General features: G+C 63.3%; 17 protein-coding genes. 5 read left to right on the top strand and 12 right to left on the bottom strand.

The window, feature by feature from the left end; translation table 11 throughout:
* Positions 1-114: 114 nt before the first annotated feature.
* From H6935_09975 to pilQ, 5 genes are read left to right on the top strand one after another with little or no spacing between them, the layout of a single operon-like run.
* Positions 115-1,191 (top strand): pilus assembly protein PilM, encoded by a 1,077-nt coding sequence (locus H6935_09975; protein MCP5278673.1) that lies wholly within the window; start codon positions 115-117, stop codon positions 1,189-1,191.
* Positions 1,188-1,778, top strand: coding sequence for a PilN domain-containing protein (locus H6935_09970; protein ID MCP5278672.1), 591 nt, complete (start codon positions 1,188-1,190; stop codon positions 1,776-1,778). Before H6935_09975 ends, H6935_09970 begins: the two co-directional genes overlap by 4 nt.
* A gap of 1 nt (position 1,779) precedes the next feature.
* Positions 1,780-2,400 (top strand): type 4a pilus biogenesis protein PilO, encoded by a 621-nt coding sequence (locus H6935_09965; GenBank protein ID MCP5278671.1) that lies wholly within the window; start codon positions 1,780-1,782, stop codon positions 2,398-2,400.
* Positions 2,397-2,894: a pilus assembly protein PilP gene (locus tag H6935_09960; protein ID MCP5278670.1), complete on the top strand. Its 498-nt coding sequence runs from the start codon at positions 2,397-2,399 to the stop codon at positions 2,892-2,894. Before H6935_09965 ends, H6935_09960 begins: the two co-directional genes overlap by 4 nt.
* A gap of 5 nt (positions 2,895-2,899) precedes the next feature.
* Positions 2,900-5,128 (top strand): type IV pilus secretin PilQ, encoded by a 2,229-nt coding sequence (pilQ, locus tag H6935_09955; GenBank protein ID MCP5278669.1) that lies wholly within the window; start codon positions 2,900-2,902, stop codon positions 5,126-5,128.
* A 63-nt stretch (positions 5,129-5,191) separates the two neighbouring features.
* Here pilQ and H6935_09950 read toward each other — a convergent pair whose 3' ends face one another.
* From H6935_09950 to H6935_09895, 12 genes are all read right to left on the bottom strand, one after another.
* Positions 5,192-6,115, bottom strand: a complete 924-nt coding sequence (locus tag H6935_09950; GenBank protein MCP5278668.1) for a UDP-3-O-acyl-N-acetylglucosamine deacetylase — start codon at positions 6,113-6,115, stop codon at positions 5,192-5,194.
* Positions 6,116-6,278: 163 nt separating this feature from the next.
* Positions 6,279-7,466 carry a cell division protein FtsZ gene (gene ftsZ / locus H6935_09945; protein MCP5278667.1) on the bottom strand — a complete coding sequence of 396 codons (1,188 nt, stop codon included), beginning with the start codon at positions 7,464-7,466 and terminating at the stop codon, positions 6,279-6,281.
* A gap of 117 nt (positions 7,467-7,583) precedes the next feature.
* A complete protein-coding gene (gene ftsA, locus H6935_09940) occupies positions 7,584-8,822 on the bottom strand; it encodes a cell division protein FtsA (protein MCP5278666.1) in 1,239 nt (412 codons plus the stop codon).
* On the bottom strand, positions 8,819-9,538 hold the full coding sequence (locus tag H6935_09935) for an FtsQ-type POTRA domain-containing protein (GenBank protein ID MCP5278665.1): 720 nt from the start codon (positions 9,536-9,538) through the stop codon (positions 8,819-8,821). Before H6935_09935 ends, ftsA begins: the two co-directional genes overlap by 4 nt.
* Positions 9,528-10,442 carry a D-alanine--D-alanine ligase gene (locus tag H6935_09930; GenBank protein ID MCP5278664.1) on the bottom strand — a complete coding sequence of 305 codons (915 nt, stop codon included), beginning with the start codon at positions 10,440-10,442 and terminating at the stop codon, positions 9,528-9,530. Before H6935_09930 ends, H6935_09935 begins: the two co-directional genes overlap by 11 nt.
* On the bottom strand, positions 10,435-11,463 hold the full coding sequence (gene murB, locus H6935_09925; protein MCP5278663.1) for a UDP-N-acetylmuramate dehydrogenase: 1,029 nt from the start codon (positions 11,461-11,463) through the stop codon (positions 10,435-10,437). The genes H6935_09930 and murB overlap by 8 nt, the downstream gene beginning before the upstream one ends.
* An 11-nt stretch (positions 11,464-11,474) precedes the next feature.
* Positions 11,475-12,869, bottom strand: coding sequence for a UDP-N-acetylmuramate--L-alanine ligase (locus tag H6935_09920; GenBank protein ID MCP5278662.1), 1,395 nt, complete (start codon positions 12,867-12,869; stop codon positions 11,475-11,477).
* Between the two features lie 103 nt (positions 12,870-12,972).
* Positions 12,973-14,061, bottom strand: coding sequence for an undecaprenyldiphospho-muramoylpentapeptide beta-N-acetylglucosaminyltransferase (murG, locus tag H6935_09915; GenBank protein ID MCP5278661.1), 1,089 nt, complete (start codon positions 14,059-14,061; stop codon positions 12,973-12,975).
* Complete coding sequence (gene ftsW / locus H6935_09910; protein ID MCP5278660.1) at positions 14,058-15,218, bottom strand: putative lipid II flippase FtsW; 1,161 nt, start codon at positions 15,216-15,218, stop codon at positions 14,058-14,060. The genes murG and ftsW overlap by 4 nt, the downstream gene beginning before the upstream one ends.
* Positions 15,208-16,725, bottom strand: a complete 1,518-nt coding sequence (gene murD, locus H6935_09905; protein ID MCP5278659.1) for a UDP-N-acetylmuramoyl-L-alanine--D-glutamate ligase — start codon at positions 16,723-16,725, stop codon at positions 15,208-15,210. The genes ftsW and murD overlap by 11 nt, the downstream gene beginning before the upstream one ends.
* Before the next feature lie 16 nt (positions 16,726-16,741).
* Positions 16,742-17,827: a phospho-N-acetylmuramoyl-pentapeptide-transferase gene (locus H6935_09900; protein ID MCP5278658.1), complete on the bottom strand. Its 1,086-nt coding sequence runs from the start codon at positions 17,825-17,827 to the stop codon at positions 16,742-16,744.
* Positions 17,818-19,302: a UDP-N-acetylmuramoyl-tripeptide--D-alanyl-D-alanine ligase gene (locus H6935_09895; protein ID MCP5278657.1), complete on the bottom strand. Its 1,485-nt coding sequence runs from the start codon at positions 19,300-19,302 to the stop codon at positions 17,818-17,820. Before H6935_09895 ends, H6935_09900 begins: the two co-directional genes overlap by 10 nt.
* Between the last annotated feature and the right edge of the window lie 91 nt (positions 19,303-19,393).

Raw genomic sequence — 19,393 nt, 5'->3', positions numbered from 1 at the left:
AGGCTTGGGGGAAAGGCAAAAAGAAAATATTGTGCAGATAAATAAAGTTGTTGCTAGGATTTAATCCAGATTATTAAATGTCGCCTGTGTAGGCGGTCTTGTGGGAGACGATATTTGGAACTCGCGTTTTTAGGACAGGGTTCGCGTCCCTTGATCGGGGTCGATGTTAGCTCATCGGCCGTGAAAATGCTCGAATTGAGCGAGAGCGGCAAGGGTGTTCGGCGTGTCGAACGTTATTCGGTCGTACCATTGCCGAAGGAAGCCGTCATGGACGGTGTCATCGCCAAGGCAGATCTCGTGGAAGCCGCAATGCGGGAAGCTTGGCGCAAGCTGGAAACCAAGACCCGCCACATTGCCATGGCATTGCCGGCGTCGGCGGTGATCACGAAAAAAATCCTGTTGCCGGGCACTGCCTCGGAGTCGGAGATCGAAGCCCAGGTGGCGGCAGACGCAAACCAAATGGCCTCCTTTCCCCTGGACGAGGTCAGCCTTGATTACCAGGTGCTGGATCCCAATGCCAAGAACCCCAACGAGAACGATGCTCTGCTGGTGGTTACCAGAAAGGAGCGCGTGGAAGAGCGCGTGGCCATTGCTGAAGCGGTGGGCTTGAAGCCCGTCATCATGGATGTGGATGCCTTCGCCATACTCACGGCTTATGAACAGTTGGCATTCCAGTTGCCCGAGAATGGGCAGGGGCAGACGGTGGCCATCGTCGATGTCGGTGCGCAGACAACCCATTTCAATGTGCTGAATGACAACCAGCCCGTGTACCAGCGGGAACATGCTTTGGGGGGCAATGCGCTCACCAGCGAGATAACCCGCAGGTTCGACATGACGCCTGAGGAAGCGGAGGATGCCAAACGCAAGGGGCTCCTGCCTGAACGCTATGAGTCGGAAGTCCTGCAGCCTTTCCTGGATTCCGTGGCACTGGAGATAAGCAGGGCGCTCCAGATGTTTTTCTCCGCGACGTCGTTTCAAAAAGTGGATCACATCCTGCTGGCTGGTGGCTGTGCGGCCATTCCTGGCCTGGATGATGTCGTGCACGGCAAGACCCAGACGAGCACGCTCATCGCCAATCCCTTCTCGAAGATGGCCGTGTCAGCGAATGTTCGCGCGAGGCAATTGGCGTTGGATGCTCCCGCCCTGTTTGTCGCCTGTGGCTTAGCATTGAGAAGGTTTGACCCGGTATGACACCGATACGCATCAACCTAATGCCTCATCGGCAGATGAGGCGAGCACGTGCACAACGCCTGTTTGCCCTCATGGCAGCGCTTTCCGCTGGGCTGGGTGTGGCCACAGTGGCTGCGGGGCAGTACTGGATTTCCAACGCCCAGGCCCAGCAGGAACAGCGAAATGCATTCCTGCGCGAAGAGATCGCCAAACTCGACAAGCAGATTCAGGAAATTGCCCAGTTGAAGGAAAAGACTCAAGACCTGTTGGCTCGAAAGGACGTGGTGGAGTCCTTGCAGGTTAATCGGGGTGAATCCGTTAGGCTGTTCAGCGAATTGTCCGCCCAAGTGCCCGAAGGCTTGTATTTGAAAAACATCAAACAGACCGGGGACAAGTTCGTCATCGTTGGGTATGCACAGTCAAGTGCACGCGTGTCAACCTTCATGCGTGCCCTGGATGCCTCCACCCTGTTTAATGCACCGACGCTGGTGGAAGTCAAGGCCTCCCAGGTGGGCAACCAGAGATTGAATGAATTCACTCTGAATGCCCAGATTGAGCGTGTGGCGCAAACGGAGGAAAAACCCGTCAAACCAGGAACGGGGGGCTAGCATGAACTGGTCTGACATCAATAACCTGGAACTCAAGGATGTAGTCAGTGCCCCCGCGCCTGTGCGGGCCGTGCTCATGGTCCTGATTTTTCTGGGCATTGTGGCGCTGGGGTGGTATTTGATCTGGTCCGACGCAATCACTCAGATGGAGAGTGCGCGTAACGACGAGCAGACCTTGCGCGAGGCGTATTCGTCCAAGAAAAGCCAGGCCTACCACTACGAAACCTACAAGCGGCGGCTGGAAGAAATCGAAAAGTCCCTCGCGTCCCTGTTGCGTCAATTGCCCAACCGTTCAGAGATGGATGCATTGCTTACCGATATCAACCAGGTGGGTGTGGGGCGGGGACTTTCCTTCGAACTTTTCAGGCCAGGGACAGAAACACCCGCGGATTTTTACGCCACATTGCCGGTGGATATACGCGTTACGGGTGGATATCCAGATATCGGCGGGTTCGTAAATGACGTGGCCAAGTTGCCCAGGATCGTGACCTTGCACGATGTTTCCCTGACGCCAGGCAAGGAGGGGGCGATCCTGACCATGGAAGCCAGGGTTCAGACATATCGCTATCTTGACGATAGTGAAATGGCTGCCCAGAAGAAGAGCAAAGAGCAGAAAAAATGAGGCTGATTGTTCTTTTTACCTTGATATTTCTCGCAGGTTGCGAACAGGATGAGTTTGCTGACTTGAAGACCTTCATGGCCCAGGCAGGGCAGGAAGGCCAGCACGCACTCGACCCATTGCCTCAATTAAAGCCCCAGGAAGAATTCAGTTTCATACCTGAAGGTCAGTTGGATCCCTTCAGGCCTCGCGTTGTCAAGTCAGGCCAATCCGGTGGCGCGCTCCAGCCGGATGTCCGGCGGCAGAAGGAATATCTGGAAGGGTTCCCGCTGGATGCGCTCAGAATGGTGGGCACAATTGCCCAGAAAGGCCATCTGTATGCCCTAGTAAAGACCCCGGATGGGGCCGTTTCCAGAGTCACGAAAGGAAACTACCTGGGCCAGAATTATGGCTTGATCATTGGAATATCGGACTCCGCCGTCGAATTGAGAGAAACGATTCAGGATGGCGCCGGTGAATGGATTGAATCAAAGGCCAGTCTGGCCCTGCAGGAGTAATTGGCATGAATGTGACCCTAAGTATGCTTTCTCGTTGCCGAACGGTATGCCTGTCGGTCTTTACGGCCACCGCATGTCTCTTCTCGTTGCATGCCTGGAGTGCGCCAAATGGTCTCCTGGCGGTGACCGTCGCAAAGGGCAAGGAAGACAGCCAGATCATCAAGATTCAGTTCAATCAGGATTTGGCGGCAGAGCCTGTGGCGTTCACCACCAGCAACCCAAACCGCCTCGTGCTGGACTTCGCGGATACGCGTAATTCAATGGGGCGGGCTCCGGAAGAGCTCAATAGCGGTGTCGTCAAGAGCTTCCAGGCCGTCCAGTCCGGTGAACGAACCCGTCTGGTGGTAAACCTGGCTGCGCCCGCAAACTATGAAATCAGACGGGATGGCAAGAATGTATATGCGGTGCTGCATGGCGCCCATACTGCCGCCAAGGATATCGCTCCCAAGCCGGCAAGTTCCTCTGTCGCTTCGGCTCATAGCGTGCGGGATGTCGAATTTCAAAGAGGAAAAAATGGAGAAGGCCGTGTCATGGTGTCCCTTTCCAGCCCAGGGGGCGCAGTGGACATTCAGCAGAGAGGGAAGTCCATCCAAGTGGATTTCCTGAACACCAACCTCCCGTCTCCCCTGCAACGTCGCCTTGAGGTGGCCGATTTCGCCACGCCCGTACAGGTCATCGAGACGATTCCCCAGGAAAAGTCCACGCGTATGACCATCACGCCCCGGGGCAAGTGGGACTACTACGCGTACCAGACCGGTGACCAGTTCATCCTCGAGGTCCGCTCCCTGGATGATCCCCAGTACGCGAAAAGCGACAAGCCTGTCTACAGCGGCGAAAGGCTTTCTCTCAACTTCCAGAACGTGGATGTACGGGCTGTACTGCAGGTCATCGCCGATTTCACGAGCCTGAACATCATCGCCAGCGACACGGTGACTGGAAATATCACGATCCGGTTGAAGGACGTCCCCTGGGACCAGGCTCTTGACATCATCATGCGTTCGAAGGGCCTGGACAAGCGAATGTCCGGGAATGTGATCTGGGTCGCCCCGCGGGACGAATTGGCCGCCAAGGAGAAGGCAGAGCTGGAGGCCAAGCGTTCCCTTCAGGAGCTTGAGCCGCTGGTGACACGCAGCTACAAACTGAACTACGTGCGGGCCGACGACGCCGTCACCGTCTTGTCCGGTGGGTCCCGCAGAAGTGGTTCCAGCAGTGAAGACGCCACCTGTTCCCCGAGTTCAACCGGTATCCAGGCCGTGGATACAGAGAGTGGAGGATCAGGTACATCTGCTGCGACATCCGGACAGCAAAGTTCTGGCGCAAATAACCAGGGTGTCAACAGGGTGCTGTCCTTGAGGGGGGGGGCCTCCCATGATCTGACCACCAACACGCTTGTGGTTACGGATACCTTGGACAAGCATGCTGCGGTGGAAGAAGTGCTGAAGCAAATCGACATTCCCATGCGGCAAGTGATGATCGAAGCACGCATCGTCGTGGCGGACGACAAATTTGGCCGTGATCTTGGGGTTCGCCTGGGTTTGCACAGCAGGAATGACCTCGGTGGCGCCACCATGGGCCTTTCATCATCGGGTACGTCTTCCAGGAACATTGCCACGGGTGGTGGTGTCGGGGCCTCCAGTGGCTTTAACGTGCAGTTACCTGACGCCGCTGGCGTGGGCAATGCCGGAACCCTTGGCCTGACGATCCTCAACGCAGGCGCCAACACCATGCTGTCGCTGGAACTGCAGGCGTTGGAAGCAGACAACCGCGGCAAGATCGTGTCCAACCCCCGGGTTGTGACCACCAATCTGAAACCGGCCGTAATTCTTCAAGGTACCCAGATTCCTTACCAAACGGTCAGCCAATCGGGAACCCAGACATCCTTCAAAGACGCTCTGCTGTGTTTACTTGTCGCACCGCAAGTGCTGAACAATGACGCTGTCATTCTGAACGTGGAGGTCCAGAAAGATGCCCAAGGGGTTAACACCAGCGCCGGCCCGGCGATCAACGTGAAACGTGTGAAAACCCAGGTGCGTGTGAACAACGGCGAGACGGCAATCCTGGGAGGAATATTCGAGCAAACCCTGCGAGATGACACCAGCAAGGTGCCGTTCCTGGGAGATATCCCGGTACTGGGCAACCTGTTCAAGTCCAATAGCAAGACGGACGAGAAATCTGAATTGCTGATATTCCTTACGCCACGTCTGGTTGACGAAAACATGGCTGTGCTGCAGTAAGCACACAAAATCTGATCAGTAAATCAAGGGGCGCTCTTGGCGCCCCTCTGCGTTTATCGTGGCCTATGCAAAGGCAGCGGGTGAGAGGTGGAGACTCAACAAGTTGCGCGGCGTGGTCCGTTCATCCAGGTATTCCTGCCACTGCCAGGCGGTTGAATCGCTCATCAGCGTCCGCAAGAGTTTGTTGTTCAAACCATGGCCGGATTTGTAGGCGCTGAAGGTGGCAAGGACCGGGTGGCCGGTCAGGTAAAGATCGCCCACCGCATCCAGTACCTTGTGTTTGACGAATTCATCCGCATAGCGAAGACCGTCGCTGTTGAGAACCCGGTATTCGTCCAGCACGATGGCATTGTCCAGCGTACCTCCGAGGGCGAGCCCGTGGCTGCGCAGATATTCAACATCCTTCACGAAACCGAAAGTGCGGGCACGGCTGACTTCCCGCACATAGGAATCGCGGCTGAAGTCCAGGGTGATTTCACGGGACGTGTTGCGGAATACAGGGTGGTCAAAGTCGATGCGGAAGGAAAGCCTGAACCCTTCATAGGGCGTGAATTCTGCCCACTTGTCGCCGTCTTCCACACGAACAGTTTTGAGAACCCGGATAAACCTTTTGGGGGTGTTTAGCAGGTCGATGCCCGCGGATTGAAGCAAATACACGAAAGGCGCCGCCGACCCGTCCAGGATGGGAACTTCAGGGCCGTCGATATCGATTAGCAGGTTATCTATGCCAAGTCCGGCCAGGGCCGACATGAGGTGCTCAACGGTGGCCACCTTGGCGCCATCGGCCTCCAGGGCGGAGCAAAGGCGGGTATCCACGACCAGTTCGGGGGCGATGCGAAAAGACTTGGGCTCCGGCAGATCAGTTCGATGAAAGACAATGCCGGTATTGGCCTGTGCGGGGCGCATGGTGAGCGTGACCCGCGCGCCGGTATGCAGGCCGACGCCTGTGGTATGCACCTTTGCCTTGATGGAACGCTGTTGGATCATGGCTCAACCTGTGAATGCAGAGACGATACTACCCGGGGCGGGCGGAGGGTTGCCTGCCCCGGGTGCATCAGTGGCCACATGACTGTCGGCATTGTGGCTCGCGTGTATCAGGTCCGCGCGAAAGACCCGATGACGCTTCAGCCGCAGTCCGCCAGAACAGCCATCAGTCCGCCTGTTTGCGCAGGAACGCTGGAATGTCCAGCGTGTCGATGCCAGCGGATTGGGCTACCTCCACGGCAGCCTGATGGCTGCGTCGGTTGCGCATGATGGTGGGAGCGTCGTAGTTGTCTTCCATCGTGCCGGCCATGGGCAAGGCATCATGGGTGCCTGTGGCCTGCTGGTAGATGGGGGGCTGCACCAGGGTGATTTCCGGTTTTTTCTGCTGGGCCCGTACCGGGTTGCCAAGACCGGTAGCCACCATGGTGACCCGCAAGCCATCCTCCAGGCTCTCGTCCAGGGAAGTGCCGACTATGACCGTGGCTTCTTCCGCGGCAAAGCCCTGGATGGTGTTCATGACCTCGTAGTACTCCTCCAGGGTCAGACTGTCGTTGGCGGTGATGTTCACCAGCACGCCCCGGGCACCCTTCAAATCCACGTTTTCCAGGAGGGGGCTGGCCACGGCGGCCTCGGCGGCCTCCCGGGCTCGGGTTTCACCCGTGGCCTCGGCGGAGCCCATCATGGCCATGCCGACTTCGCTCATCACGGTCTTCACGTCGGCAAAGTCCACGTTGATGAGGCCGGGGTTGCTGATGATCTCTGCTATGCCGGACACGGCGCTGTGCAGCACGTCATTGGCGGCCACGAAGGCGTCGGTGAGCTTGGTCTTGCCGCCCAGCACCTGGATCAGTTTCTCGTTGGGGATGACGATGAGGCTGTCCACATGCTCGGACAGGGACTTGAGGCCCTGTTCAGCGGAACGCATGCGCTTGGCCTGTTCGAAGATGAAGGGCTTGGTCACCACGGCCACGGCCAGGATGCCCAGGTCCTTGGCGACCTCGGCCACCACAGGTGCAGCACCCGTGCCAGTGCCGCCGCCCATGCCGGCGGCAATGAAAAGCATGTCGGCGCCATCGATGAGCTCGGCGATGCGCTCCCGGTCCTCAAGGGCTGCTTCGCGGCCGACTTCAGGCTTGCCACCGGCCCCCAGGCCCTTGGTGGCGGAATTGCCGATCTGCAACTGGATCGGCGCCGCATTGCGCTTCAGTGCCTGGGCATCGGTATTGACGGCAATGAATTCCACGCCGGACATGCCCTTCTTGATCATGTGGTCCACGGCATTGCCACCGCAGCCGCCCACGCCAATGACCTTGATCACGGCGTCTTGAGTTTGGCTTTCTTCCAGTACGAACATTTTCATCCCTCCTTCAATTAACGGGTACTACGCGCGCGAAAACACCGGTGATGAGGAATGGGTAATGGGGCATGGGTGACACATCCCATCCCTCATTCCCCATGCCCCATTCCCGATTCAAAAATTTTGTTGGAACCATGCCTTCATCCTTTCCAGGATCTGCTTGAAACTGGCCCCCTGGATGCGGGCCGCCTGGTCGATCTCGTGCTTCCCCAGACCCGCCAGCAGCAGACCTACTCCGGTGGCGTAGCGGGGGTTGCGTACCCGCTCGGATAAGCCACCTACATACTCGGGAATGCCCACCCGCACAGGCATATGAAAGACTTCCTCCGCCAGTTCCACCATGCCTTTCATGAGGCTTGAACCGCCGGTGAGCACCAGGCCGGAGGAGATCTGCTCCTCGAAACCGGAACGGCGAAGTTCCGCTTGCACCAGGCTGAACAGTTCCTCCACCCGGGGCTCGATGACTTCGGACAGGAGCTGCTTGGACAGCATGCGGGGGCCTCGCTCGCCGATACCCGGCACTTCGATCATGTCGTCCCGGGCCGCCAGCTGGCGCAAGGCGATGCCATGCTGGATCTTCAGATCCTCCGCTTCCCGGGTGGGTGTGCGCAGGGTCATGGCGATGTCGTTGGTGATCTGATCGCCGGCCACGGGGATCACCGCCACGTGCTGGATGGCGCCCCGTGTGAACACGGCGATGTCCGTGGTGCCGCCGCCGATGTCCACCAGGCATACGCCCAGGTCCTTTTCGTCGTCATTCAGCACGGCGTGGCTGGAGGCCAGGGGCTGCAGCACCAGGTCGCTCACCTCCAGGCCGCAGCGGCGCACGCACTTGACGATGTTCTGGGCGGCTGACACGGCGCCGGTGACGATGTGCACCTTCACCTCCAGGCGCACGCCTGACATGCCCAGGGGCTCCCGCACCCCGTCCTGGCCATCGATGATGAATTCCTGGGGCAGCACGTGCAGGATCTGCTGGTCGGCGGGGATGTTCAGGGCCCGGGCAATCTCGATGACCCGGTCCACGTCCGCCTGGGACACCTCCCGGTCGCGGATGGGAAGCATGCCGCTGGAGTTCTGGGCCTTGATGTGGCTGCCGGCGATGCCCGTGTAGACCTGGGTGATCTTGCAGTTGGCCATGAGCTCCGCTTCTTCCAGGGCCCGCTGGATGGCGGAAACGGTGGACTCGATGTTCACCACCACGCCCTTCTTCAGGCCCCGGGACGGCGCCTGGCCCATGCCGATGATGGACAGGCCGCCCTCGGGCAGTACTTCGCCCACCATGGCCACGATCTTCGATGTGCCGATGTCCAGGCCGACGATGAGTTCCTTGTTTTCGCGAATCTGTTTCATGCCTTGCTTGCCTTGTTAGCCGTGGTGCCGCGCGATTCCACCTGGGCCGCGAAACCGTTGGGATAGCGCATGTCCGCCCGCTGGAACGGGCCCACCGCCGCCAATGCTTGGGGATAGGCCTGGGCGAAACGGCCCAGCCGCTCGTTGATGCGCTCCCGTCCCAGTTCCACGGTGATGCCGCCGGTCAAGCGCACGCGCCAGGACTGGCGGGCGCTGACCACCACCTGCTCCACCCGCACGTCCAGGGGGGAGACGATCTGGCTGAACTCCACGAAGCGCCTGGTCACCAGTTTCTCCATGCCGTCCGGGGCGTAGACGCGGGGCAGGTTGGGGCCTGGCTCCACGGGGAACACCTCGCCGTGGTCGTTCAGGCTGGCCCGGTCATTCCATGCGGCGGCGGGTTTGTGTTCCTGCAGCGTCACCACCAGCCTGCCGGGCCAGACCCGGTGCACATCCACCCGGCGCACCCAGGGCAGAGTCTGGAAATCGTCCTGCACGGCTTCAAGGTTCATGGAGAAGAAACCGCCACTCATGCGCCGGACAAGGGGCTGGATGCTTGCCTGGGTGGCGTCATGGGCCGCTCCGTGGACCGTGACCTGGCGGAAGGGAAAGCCCATCTCAAGCACGGCCCTGCCCGCCACCCACAGCACGTACAGTGCCGTGGCCGCCAGGATGATCCGGCTGATGCGGTTGAGGGCGATGGGGTCATCCCACATGGGCCATCTCCAATACCTGTACGCACAGGTCGGGGAAGTCGATGCCGGCGGCCCGGGCGGCCATGGGCACCAGGCTGTGGTCCGTCATGCCCGGAGCGGTGTTGATCTCCAGCAGATAGGGGGTTCCATCATCGTCCAGCAGCACATCCACCCGTCCCCAGCCACGGCAACCCAGCACCTGGAATGCCTTCAGTGCCAGGGCCTGCATGCGGGTCTCCTGGTCCGCAGGCAGGCCGCAGGGGCAGAGGTAGCGTGTGTCGTCGCGGAAGTACTTGGCCTCGTAGTCGTAGAACTCCGTGGCGGGAACGATTCGGATGACGGGCAGGGGGCGGTCGCCCAGAATGGCCACGGTGTACTCGCCGCCTCCCAGGAAGCGTTCCGCCAGCACCAGCTTGTCGTGCTGGGCCGCGTCCTTGTAGGCCTTGGCCAGTTCGCCGGGGGTTTTCACCTTGCTGATGCCCACGCTGGAACCCTCGTTGGCGGGCTTCACGAACAGGGGCAGGCCCAGCTGCGTTTCCACTGCCGCCAGGTCGCTGCGGTCGTCCAGCAGGGCGTAGTCCGGCACGGGCAGGTCCGCGCCCCGCCACACCAGCTTGGTGCGCCACTTGTCCATGCCCAGGGCCGAGGCCATGACACCGCTGCCGGTGTAGGGAATGCCCAGCAGTTCCAGCTCACCCTGCACGGTGCCGTCCTCGCCGCCCCGGCCGTGGAGGATGACAAAGGCCCGCTGGAAGCCTTCCTCCTTGAGCAGGTGCAGGGGACGTTCCGCCGGGTCGTAGGCATGGGCGTCCACGCCCCGGCTTTTGAGGGCGGCCAGGACCGCGTTGCCGCTTTTCAGGGAGACTTCCCGCTCCGCCGAGGTGCCGCCGAAGAGTACGGCTACTTTGCCGAATGAATCACTCACGATGCTTCTCACTAGAAAACGCAGGGCCGTGCCCAGTTTTCTTACCCCCCTCGGGGGGTGGAGTCCGGGAACCGGACGCCTGGGGGCGGTCACCTATGATTTTGACTTCACGTTGCAGCTGCACGCCGGTGCGGGCGGCCACCCGCGCCTGTACCGTTTCGATCAGATCCTCGATGTCCGATGCCCTGGCCTGGCCAAGGTTGACGATGAAATTGGCGTGCTTTTCCGAAACTTGGGCATCCCCCATGCGGAACCCCTTCAGGCCGCAGCTCTCGATGAGCCGGGCGGCGTGGTCCCCGGGCGGGTTGCGGAACACGGAGCCCGCGTTGGGTTGGTTCAGGGGCTGGCTGGCCAGACGCCGGTCCAGCAGGCGCTTGATCTCCTCCCGGCTGGCCTGGCCGTCACCCCGGGGGAACAGGAACCAGGCCGCCAGGAACCACTCGTCCCGGTGGTCGTCGCCTTCCACGTGGCGATAGGCCACGCGGAATTCCTTGGGGGAGCGCTTGAAGGTGATGCCCTGACGGTTCACGGTGAGCACCTGGCTCACATAGGACCAGGTCTCGTGGCCGTAGCAGCCGGCATTCATGGCCAGGGCGCCGCCCACCGTGCCGGGGATGCCCGCCAGGAATTCCGCGTTCACCAGGTCGTGGCTGGCGGCGAAGCGGGCCACCTTGGGGCTGGCCACGCCCGCTTCGGCATAGATCACGCCCATGCGGGAAGGGCCCTGGTCAGGCCGCCGTTCCTGGCGGCGTTCCTCGATGCGGATCTCGCTGAGGGCGGCATGCATGTGGATCACCGTGCCGCGGATGCCGCCGTCCCGCACAAGCAGGTTGCTGCCCAGGCCGATGAAAAAGAGGGGTTCGTGGGGGGGCAGGGTCTTCAGGAAGGCGCACAGGTCTTCCCGGTCGGCAGGATGGTAAAGGCGGTCCGCTGGCCCCCCCACACGCCAGCTGGTGTAGCGACGCATGTCGGCGCTCATCTCCAGCTTCTTGCCCGGAGCCTCGACGGCAGGCATGGCCATGGACTCCGCCATCATGCGGTCACCCCTTCCGCCAGCCGGGCAGGAATCTGGCCGATGGAACCCGCACCCATTACCAGCACCACGTCACCGTCCTGGACGAAGTCCGCCACGGTGGCGGGCAGGTCGTTCACGTCTTCCACGAACACCGGCTCCACCTTGCCCGCCACCCGCAGGGCCCGGGCCAGGCTGCGGCCGTCGGCGGCGACGATGGGGGCCTCGCTGGCGGCATAGACCTCGGTGAGCAGGACGGCGTCCGCCTGGCTGATCACCCGCACGAAATCCTCGAACAGGTCCCGGGTGCGGGTATAGCGATGGGGCTGGAAGGCCAGCACCAGGCGGCGGCCGGGGAAGGCACCCCGAGCGGCGGCCAGGGTGGCCTGCATCTCCACGGGGTGGTGGCCGTAGTCGTCCACCAGGGTGTAGCGGCGCCCGTCTCCCAGGGTGATGTCGCCGTAGCGCTGGAAGCGGCGCCCCACGCCACTGAAGCCGGCCAGGGCCCGCTGCACGGCAGCATCCGGAATGGCCAGTTCCCAGGCGATGGCGATGGCGGCCAGGGCGTTGAGCACGTTGTGCATGCCCGGCAGGTTCAACTTGATGTCGATGGGCGCACGCTCACCGTTGCGCAGGGCGGTGAAGGCCATGCCGCCGTCCTCGGCGCGGATGTCGATGGCCTGGAAGCTGCAATCGTCGGTGGTGCCGTAGGTCATCACCGGCTTGTCCACCCGGGGCAGCAGTTCGCGCACCACCGGGTCGTCGGCGCACAGCACGGCCATGCCCCAGAAGGGCAGGCGGTGGAGGAAGTCCACGAAGGCGCTCTTCAGCCGCTCGAAATCGTGGCCGTAGGTATCCATGTGGTCCGCGTCGATGTTGGTCACCACGCTGATCACCGGCGACAGGTGCAGGAAGGAGGCGTCGGATTCGTCCGCCTCGGCCACCAGGTATTCCCCCTGGCCCAGGCGGGCGTTGGCGTCGGCGGCCAGCAATTTCCCACCAATCACGAAGGTGGGATCGCAGCCGGCCTCGTTCAGCACGCTGGCCACCAGGCTGGTGGTGGTGGTTTTGCCATGGGTGCCGGCGATGGCGATGCCCTGCTTGAAGCGCATCAGTTCCGCCAGCATCATGGCTCGGGCCACCACTGGGATGCGGGCCGCCCGGGCTGCCCGGACCTCCGGGTTGTCCTCGTTGATGACGCTGGAGATCACCACCACGTCGGCCCCCTGCATGTTCGCCTCGGCATGGCCCTGGTACACCTGGGCGCCCATGGCCTGGAGGCGGCGGGTGACGGCGTTGCTGGCGGCGTCGGAGCCGGTCACCTGGTAGCCCAGGTTGACGAGCACTTCGGCGATGCCGCTCATGCCGGCGCCGCCGATGCCCACGAAGTGGATATGCCGGACCTTGTGTTTCATGTGCGACCTCCGGTCGCGGGAAGGGGGAAGGGGGAAGGGGGAAGGGCATGAGAAGCCCCAGGTGTTCCACCCTTAACCCTTAACCCTTCACCCTTCACGATGTTCATTTCGCCAACTCCTTCACCACTTCTGCCACCCGGGCCGTGGCGTCCGGCCGGGCCAGGCCGCGGGCCTTTTCCGCGCGCGCCAGGATTTCGTCCCGGTCCAGGCCCAGCAGCCACTCGGCCAGGCCTTCCGGGGTGAGTTCGTCCTGCTGCTTCAACCAGGCTGCGCTGGCGTCGGCCAGAAAGCGGGCATTGGCGGTCTGGTGGTCATCCACGGCGTAGGGGAAGGGCACGAACAGGGCGGCGGAACCGCTGGCGGCGATTTCAGCAACGGTCAGTGCTCCGGCCCGGCAGATCACCACGTCGGCCCATTCGAAGGCCGCCGCCATGTCGCCGATGAAGTCCAGGCATTCGGCTTCCACGCCGGCTTCGGCGTAGTGGCCCTTGAGGATGTCCAGGTGCTTGTGGCCGGACTGGTGACGCACCAGGGGGCGCTGCCCCTCTGGAACAAGGGCCAGGGCCTGGGGTACGCGCTCATTGAGGGCGGAAGCGCCCAGGCTGCCGCCGATCACCAGCAGGTGCAGCGGGCCCTCATGTCCAGCCATCCGCGCGGACGGGGCGGGAAGGGCGGCGATCTCGGGTCGCACCGGGTTGCCCACCCATTCCGTGGTCCTGCCCAGGGCGGCGTCGCCGCCGGCCAGGGGCATGCCCAGCAGGACCCGGTCCGCCAAATGGGACAGCACCTTGTTGGTCAGCCCGGCCACGGCGTTCTGCTCGTGGATCACCAGGGGCTTGGCCAGCAGGGAGGCCATCATCCCGCCGGGGAAGGCCACGTAACCCCCCAGGCCCAGGGCCACGTCGGGACGCTCCCGGAAAATGGCCCGGGCAGCCTGCCAGAAGGACACCAGCAGGTTGAGGGGAAGGATGAGTTTTGCCAACAGGCCCTTGCCCCGCACGCCGGCCACCTTCACCCAGGCCATGTCGAAGCCCTTCTCTACAGCCAGCCGGGCCTCCATGCCTGCCCTGGTGCCCAGCCATACCACGCGCCAGCCGTCCGCGCGCATGCGCTCGGCCACGGCCAGGGCGGGCATGACGTGGCCACCGGTGCCGCCGGCCATGATGAGCAGGGTGCGGGACGGGGTGTTCATGTCCGCTTCCCCTTCATCAGGCAACGATTTTCATGGTCGATGCGCAGTAACAGGGCCAGGGCCAGGCAATTGGCGACGATGCCGGAGCCGCCGTAGCTCATCAGGGGCAGGGTGAGCCCCTTGGTGGGCAGCAGGCCCAGGTTCACACCCATGTTGATGAAAGACTGCACGCCCATCCACACGCCCACGCCCTGGGCGGCCAGGGCCTGAAAGTTGCGGCCCATGAGGCCCGCCTGCCAGCCGATGGAGAAGGCACGCCAGGTGAGCCAGGCGAACAGCAGGATCACCACCATGACCCCCACCAGACCCAGCTCCTCGCCGATCACCGCCAGCAGGAAGTCGGTATAGGCCTCGGGCAGGTAGAACAGTTTCTCCACGCTGTCCCCCAGCCCCACACCGGTAATCTCCCCCCGACCCAGGGCGATGAGGGCATGGGTGAGCTGATAGCCGGCGCCGTAGGGGTCGCTCCAGGGGTCCAGGTAGCTGGTGACCCGGGCCAGGCGATAGGGGGACAGCACCACCAGCAGCACGAAGCCGATGGCCAGCAGCAGGATCAGGCCCACGAACAGGCGGGCGTTGAGGCCCCCCAGGAACAGCACGGCCAGGGCAATGGAGACGATGACCACGAAGGCACCGAAGTCCGGCTCCATGAGCAGCAGGCCGCCCAGGCCCAGCATCACCAGGAACATGGGCATGAAGCCCTTCTTCAGGCTCTTCATGAAGGCCGCCTTGCGCACCGTGTAATCGGCGGCGTAGAGAATGGTGGCCAGCTTCATCAACTCGGAGGGTTGCAGGTTGCCCAGGGGGCCCAGGGGAATCCAGCGCCTGGCGCCGTAGACTTCCTTGCCGATGAAGGGAATCAGTACCAGCATGAGCAGCACGGCGCAGGCGATGAAGAAGCCGGGCGCGATTTTCTGCCAGGTTCCCGTGGGCACCTGGAAAGCGGCATATCCCAGGCCCAGGGCCACCACCAGGTACATGGCATGGCGCACCAGATAGAAAGTGGCCCGATGGTCCGTGCTCTTGGCATCGGCAATGGCGACGGAAGCCGAATAGACCATGATGGTGCCCAGCACCAGCAGGGCCGTGGCGGCGAACACAAGGCCCCAGTCGAAGGGTGTCAGGGCGCTGCGCTTCAGGGCGGCGTTATGAAACATGGCCGGCCCTCCTGCGTTCGCCCTGGCGGCGATCCGGATAGACGATGCGGCTGTTGTCCTTGCGGCGTTCGCCGAAGCGGCGCTCACCGCTGCGGGCGGCCAGGGTTTCCACCGCCGCCACGAACACTTCGGCCCGGTGGGCGTAATTGCGGAACATGTCCCAGCTTGCGCAGGCCGGTGACAGCAGTACCGCGTCACCCGGCCTGGACAGGCGATAGGCCTGGTTCACCGCAGCTTCCATGGATTCGGCCCGGTAGACAGGGCAAATCCCCGCCACGGCCGCTTCGATGTGGGGGCCGTCCCGGCCGATCTGGACCACGGCACGGACATTGCCCACGGCATCCTTCATGGGGGAGAAGTCCTGGCCCTTGCCATCGCCGCCGGCAATGAGCACCACCGGCACGGTGAAACCCTTCAGGGCAGCCACCGTGGCCCCCACGTTGGTGCCCTTGGAATCGTCATAGAAAATGCGGTCCGCAAGCTCGGCCACCCGTTGCACCCGGTGGGGCAGGCCCTCGAAGGTCTTCAGGGCGGGGATCAGGCCGTCGTAGTCCAGGCCGATGCCCCGGCAAAGGGCCAGGGCCGCCATGGCGTTGGCGGCGTTGTGCAGGCCGGCGATGGGGAGCTTGTCCACCGGCAGCAGTCCCTGGCCTGCCTCCGTCATCCAAAGGCGGTCCTTCTGGTGCATGAGGCAATAGTGGCCGGTGGGGAGGGCTTCCTGGTCAGCGCATTCGCTCTCGATGCCGAAGGTCCACAGGGTATGGCCCGGGCGGGCCATGGTCATCACCAAGGGGTCGTCACGGTTCAGCACCTGGATGCAGGAAGGTTTGGCCCGGCCCAGGTCTGTTTCCACGCCGAAGACGCGGGTCTTGGCGGCGGCATACTCCTCCAGGCCGGCGTACCGGTCCATGTGGTCCTGGGAGATGTTGAGCACCGTGGCAGCGTCTGCCTCCAGGTTGCGGGTGGTTTCCAGCTGGAAACTGGACAGTTCCAGCACCCACACGTCCGGGGCCTTGCCCTGGGTTTCCCGTTCTTCCAGGGCTTCCAGCACCGGCAGGCCGATGTTTCCCGCCACCACCGTGTCCAGACCGTAGGCGGCGCAAAGATGGCCGGCCAGGGCAGTGACCGTACTCTTGCCGTTGGAACCAGTGATGGCGATGACCTTCGCGCTGGAACCCCGGATGGTCCGGGCGAACAGTTCCACGTCTCCCACCACGTCCTTGCCGGTGGCCACCGCGGCGGCCACTTCTGGGGTGGCCAGGGCCACTCCCGGGCTCACCACCACCAGGTCCGCCCAGGCAAAGTCCTCGGCTTGGAAGCCGCCCAGGCTCAGGGCTACTTCCGGGAAGGCCTCCCGCAGGCGCTGGGCATGGGGCGGTTCCTCCCGGGAGTCGGTGCCCCGCACGGTGGCGTCCCGCTCCACCAGCCAGCGCACGCAGGACGCGCCCGTGTCGCCCAGGCCCACCACCAGGGCCTTGGTGCCGGAGAAGTTGGAGGCGTCGCCCATGACTTTCTTCATGGTGTCACCGCAGCTTCAGGGTGGAGAGGCCCACCAGCACGAGCATCATGCTGATGATCCAGAAGCGGACGACGACTTGCGTCTCCTTCCATCCCTTCTTCTCGAAGTGGTGATGGATGGGGGCCATGAGGAACACACGCTTGCCCCGCAGCTTGAAGGAACCTACCTGGACCATGACCGAGATGGCCTCGGCCACGAAGACGCCGCCCATGATGAAGAGCACGATCTCCTGCCGCACGATGACCGCCACCACCCCCAAGGCGGCCCCCAGGGCCAGGGCGCCCACGTCGCCCATGAAGACTTCCGCCGGGTAGGCGTTGAACCACAGGAAGGCCAGTCCGGCCCCCACCATGGCGGCGCAGAACACCACCAGTTCGCCGGCGCCGGGGATGTGGGGTAGGCCCAGGTACTTGGAGAACACGGCGTGGCCGGCCACGTAGGCGAACACCGCCAGGGCCCCGGAAACCATGACCGTGGGCAGGATGGCCAGGCCGTCTGCCCCGTCCGTCAGGTTCACCGCGTTGCTGGTGCCGACGATGACGAAGTAGGCCAGCACCACGAAACCCGCCACGCCAAGGGGCATGACGATCTGTTTGAAGAAGGGCACGATGAGTTCGGTCTGGGCCGGCAGGTGGGCGGACCAGGCGAGCCAGGCGGCGATGAGGATGGCGATCACCGACTGCCAGAAATATTTCCAGCGGGAGGCCAGGCCCCGGGGGTTCTTCTCCACCACCTTGCGCCAGTCGTCCACCCAGCCGATGGCGCCGAAGCCTACCAGGGTGAGCAGGGATATCCACACGTAGCGGTTGGTCAGGTCGGCCCACAGGAGGGTGGTGACGGCAATGGCGGAGAGGATCAGGGCGCCGCCCATGGTGGGGGTTCCCGCCTTCACCAGATGGGTCTGGGGACCGTCGTCCCGCACTGGCTGGCCCACCTTCAGGGCGGTGAGCTTGCGGATCATCCAGGGACCCACGACGAAGGAAATAACCAGGGCCGTCAGGGCGGCCAGCACCGCCCGCAGGGTGATGTAGTTGAAGACGTTGAACAGGCGGATGTCGTGGCCGATCCACTGGGCGAGCATCAGGAGCATGGTTGTGCACCCCCACGATCACTTGTGTTCACTGCCCCCCGATGGGGCGCAATGCCAGGCTCGGGATGGCCCATCGCCTGGCATAGGTGGGTCTCCACGAAGGATTTGACGACGCGCTCCATCTGCATGAAACGAGAGCCTTTCACCAGCACTGACACGTCCGGCCCCAGGGCCTGCTCGATCTCCGCCAGGAGTTCCTCGATACGCTCGAAGTACATGGCGCCCTCGCCGAACCCCTGCACGGTGTTCACTGACATTTCGCCCAGGCAGAGCAGGCGGTCGATGCCGGCAGCCTTGGCCTTTTCACCCACCTCCCGGTGCAGGGCGGGTGCATCGGGCCCCAGTTCCCCCATGTCCCCCAGCACCAGCATGCGGGTGCCAGGCCGGGCAGCCAGCACGCCAACGGCGGCCAGCACCGAGTCCGGGTTGGCGTTGTAGGTGTCGTCGATGAGGGTGGCGCCCATGAGACAGGCGTGGGTCTGGAGCCGGCCCTTGGTGCCGGCGTAGGCGGCCAGCCCTTGGGCGATGGCCACGGGCTGGATGCCCAGGGCCAGGGCCGCCGCTGCCGCCGCGGCGGCGTTGCGGAAGTTGTGGTCACCGGGCACCTGCAAGGCGGTCTCGACCCGCCCCAGGGGCGTGTCGAGGGCGAGTGGAAAGTAGGAAGTAGGGGGTGGGGCGGTACCAATGGTTTTCCCATTCCCCACTTCCCATTCCCCACTACCGAGAATCCTCACATCCGCCTGGGCATCGAAACCGAAACTCATAACCTGGCGGCCCTGGTTCATCTTCCGCCACAGGCCGGCATGGGCGTCGTCTGCATTGAGGATGGCCACGCCACCCGCCTTCAGGCCTTCGTAGATCTCACCCTTGGCCCGGGCCACGGCCTCCACGCTGCCCAGGCCTTCCAGATGGGCCCGCAGGGCATTGTTCACCAGGGCCACGTCGGGACGGGCCAGCCGGGTCAGGTAGGACAGCTCACCCGGGTGGTTCATGCCCATCTCGATGACGGCATAGCGGTGAGCGGGGGTCAGGCCCAGCAGGGTCAGGGGCATGCCGATGTCGTTGTTCAGGTTGCCCCGGGTGGCCAGCACGGCGGTGTCGCCGGCCTCTGCCTGGCAGATGGCGGCCAGCATCTCCTTCACGGTGGTCTTGCCGTTGCTGCCGGTGATGGCGGCCAGCCTGGCGGGCATGCGTTCCCGGTGCCAGGCGGCCAGTCGGCCCAGGGCCAGGCGGGTGTCCTTGACCACCAGGGCGGGGGCAATGGTGAGTTCGGCGCCGGCTTCCACCATGACCGCCGCGGCACCCTGTTCCAGGGCCTTGGCGGCGAAGGCGTGGCCGTCGAAGTTGGCGCCCTTCAAGGCCACGAACAGGCAGCCGGGGGTGAGCTTGCGGGTGTCCGTCTCCACCCGGGTGAATTCCACGTCCACGCCCACGGCGGTGGCGGACAGGGCATGGGCGGCTTCATGGAGTTTCATGACCGCCGCCGGGCTGCCCCTAGGCGGGCATTGCGCCCCGAGCGTATCCGTTGCCGCTTCAGCGGCATTACGGATACGGCCTGCCCCTTGG

Source organism: Thiobacillus sp., assembly GCA_024235835.1.
GTDB lineage: Bacteria > Pseudomonadota > Gammaproteobacteria > Burkholderiales > Thiobacillaceae > PFJX01.
Note: the sequence above shows the minus strand (reverse complement) of the source record. Positions and strands in the feature narration are given on the sequence as shown.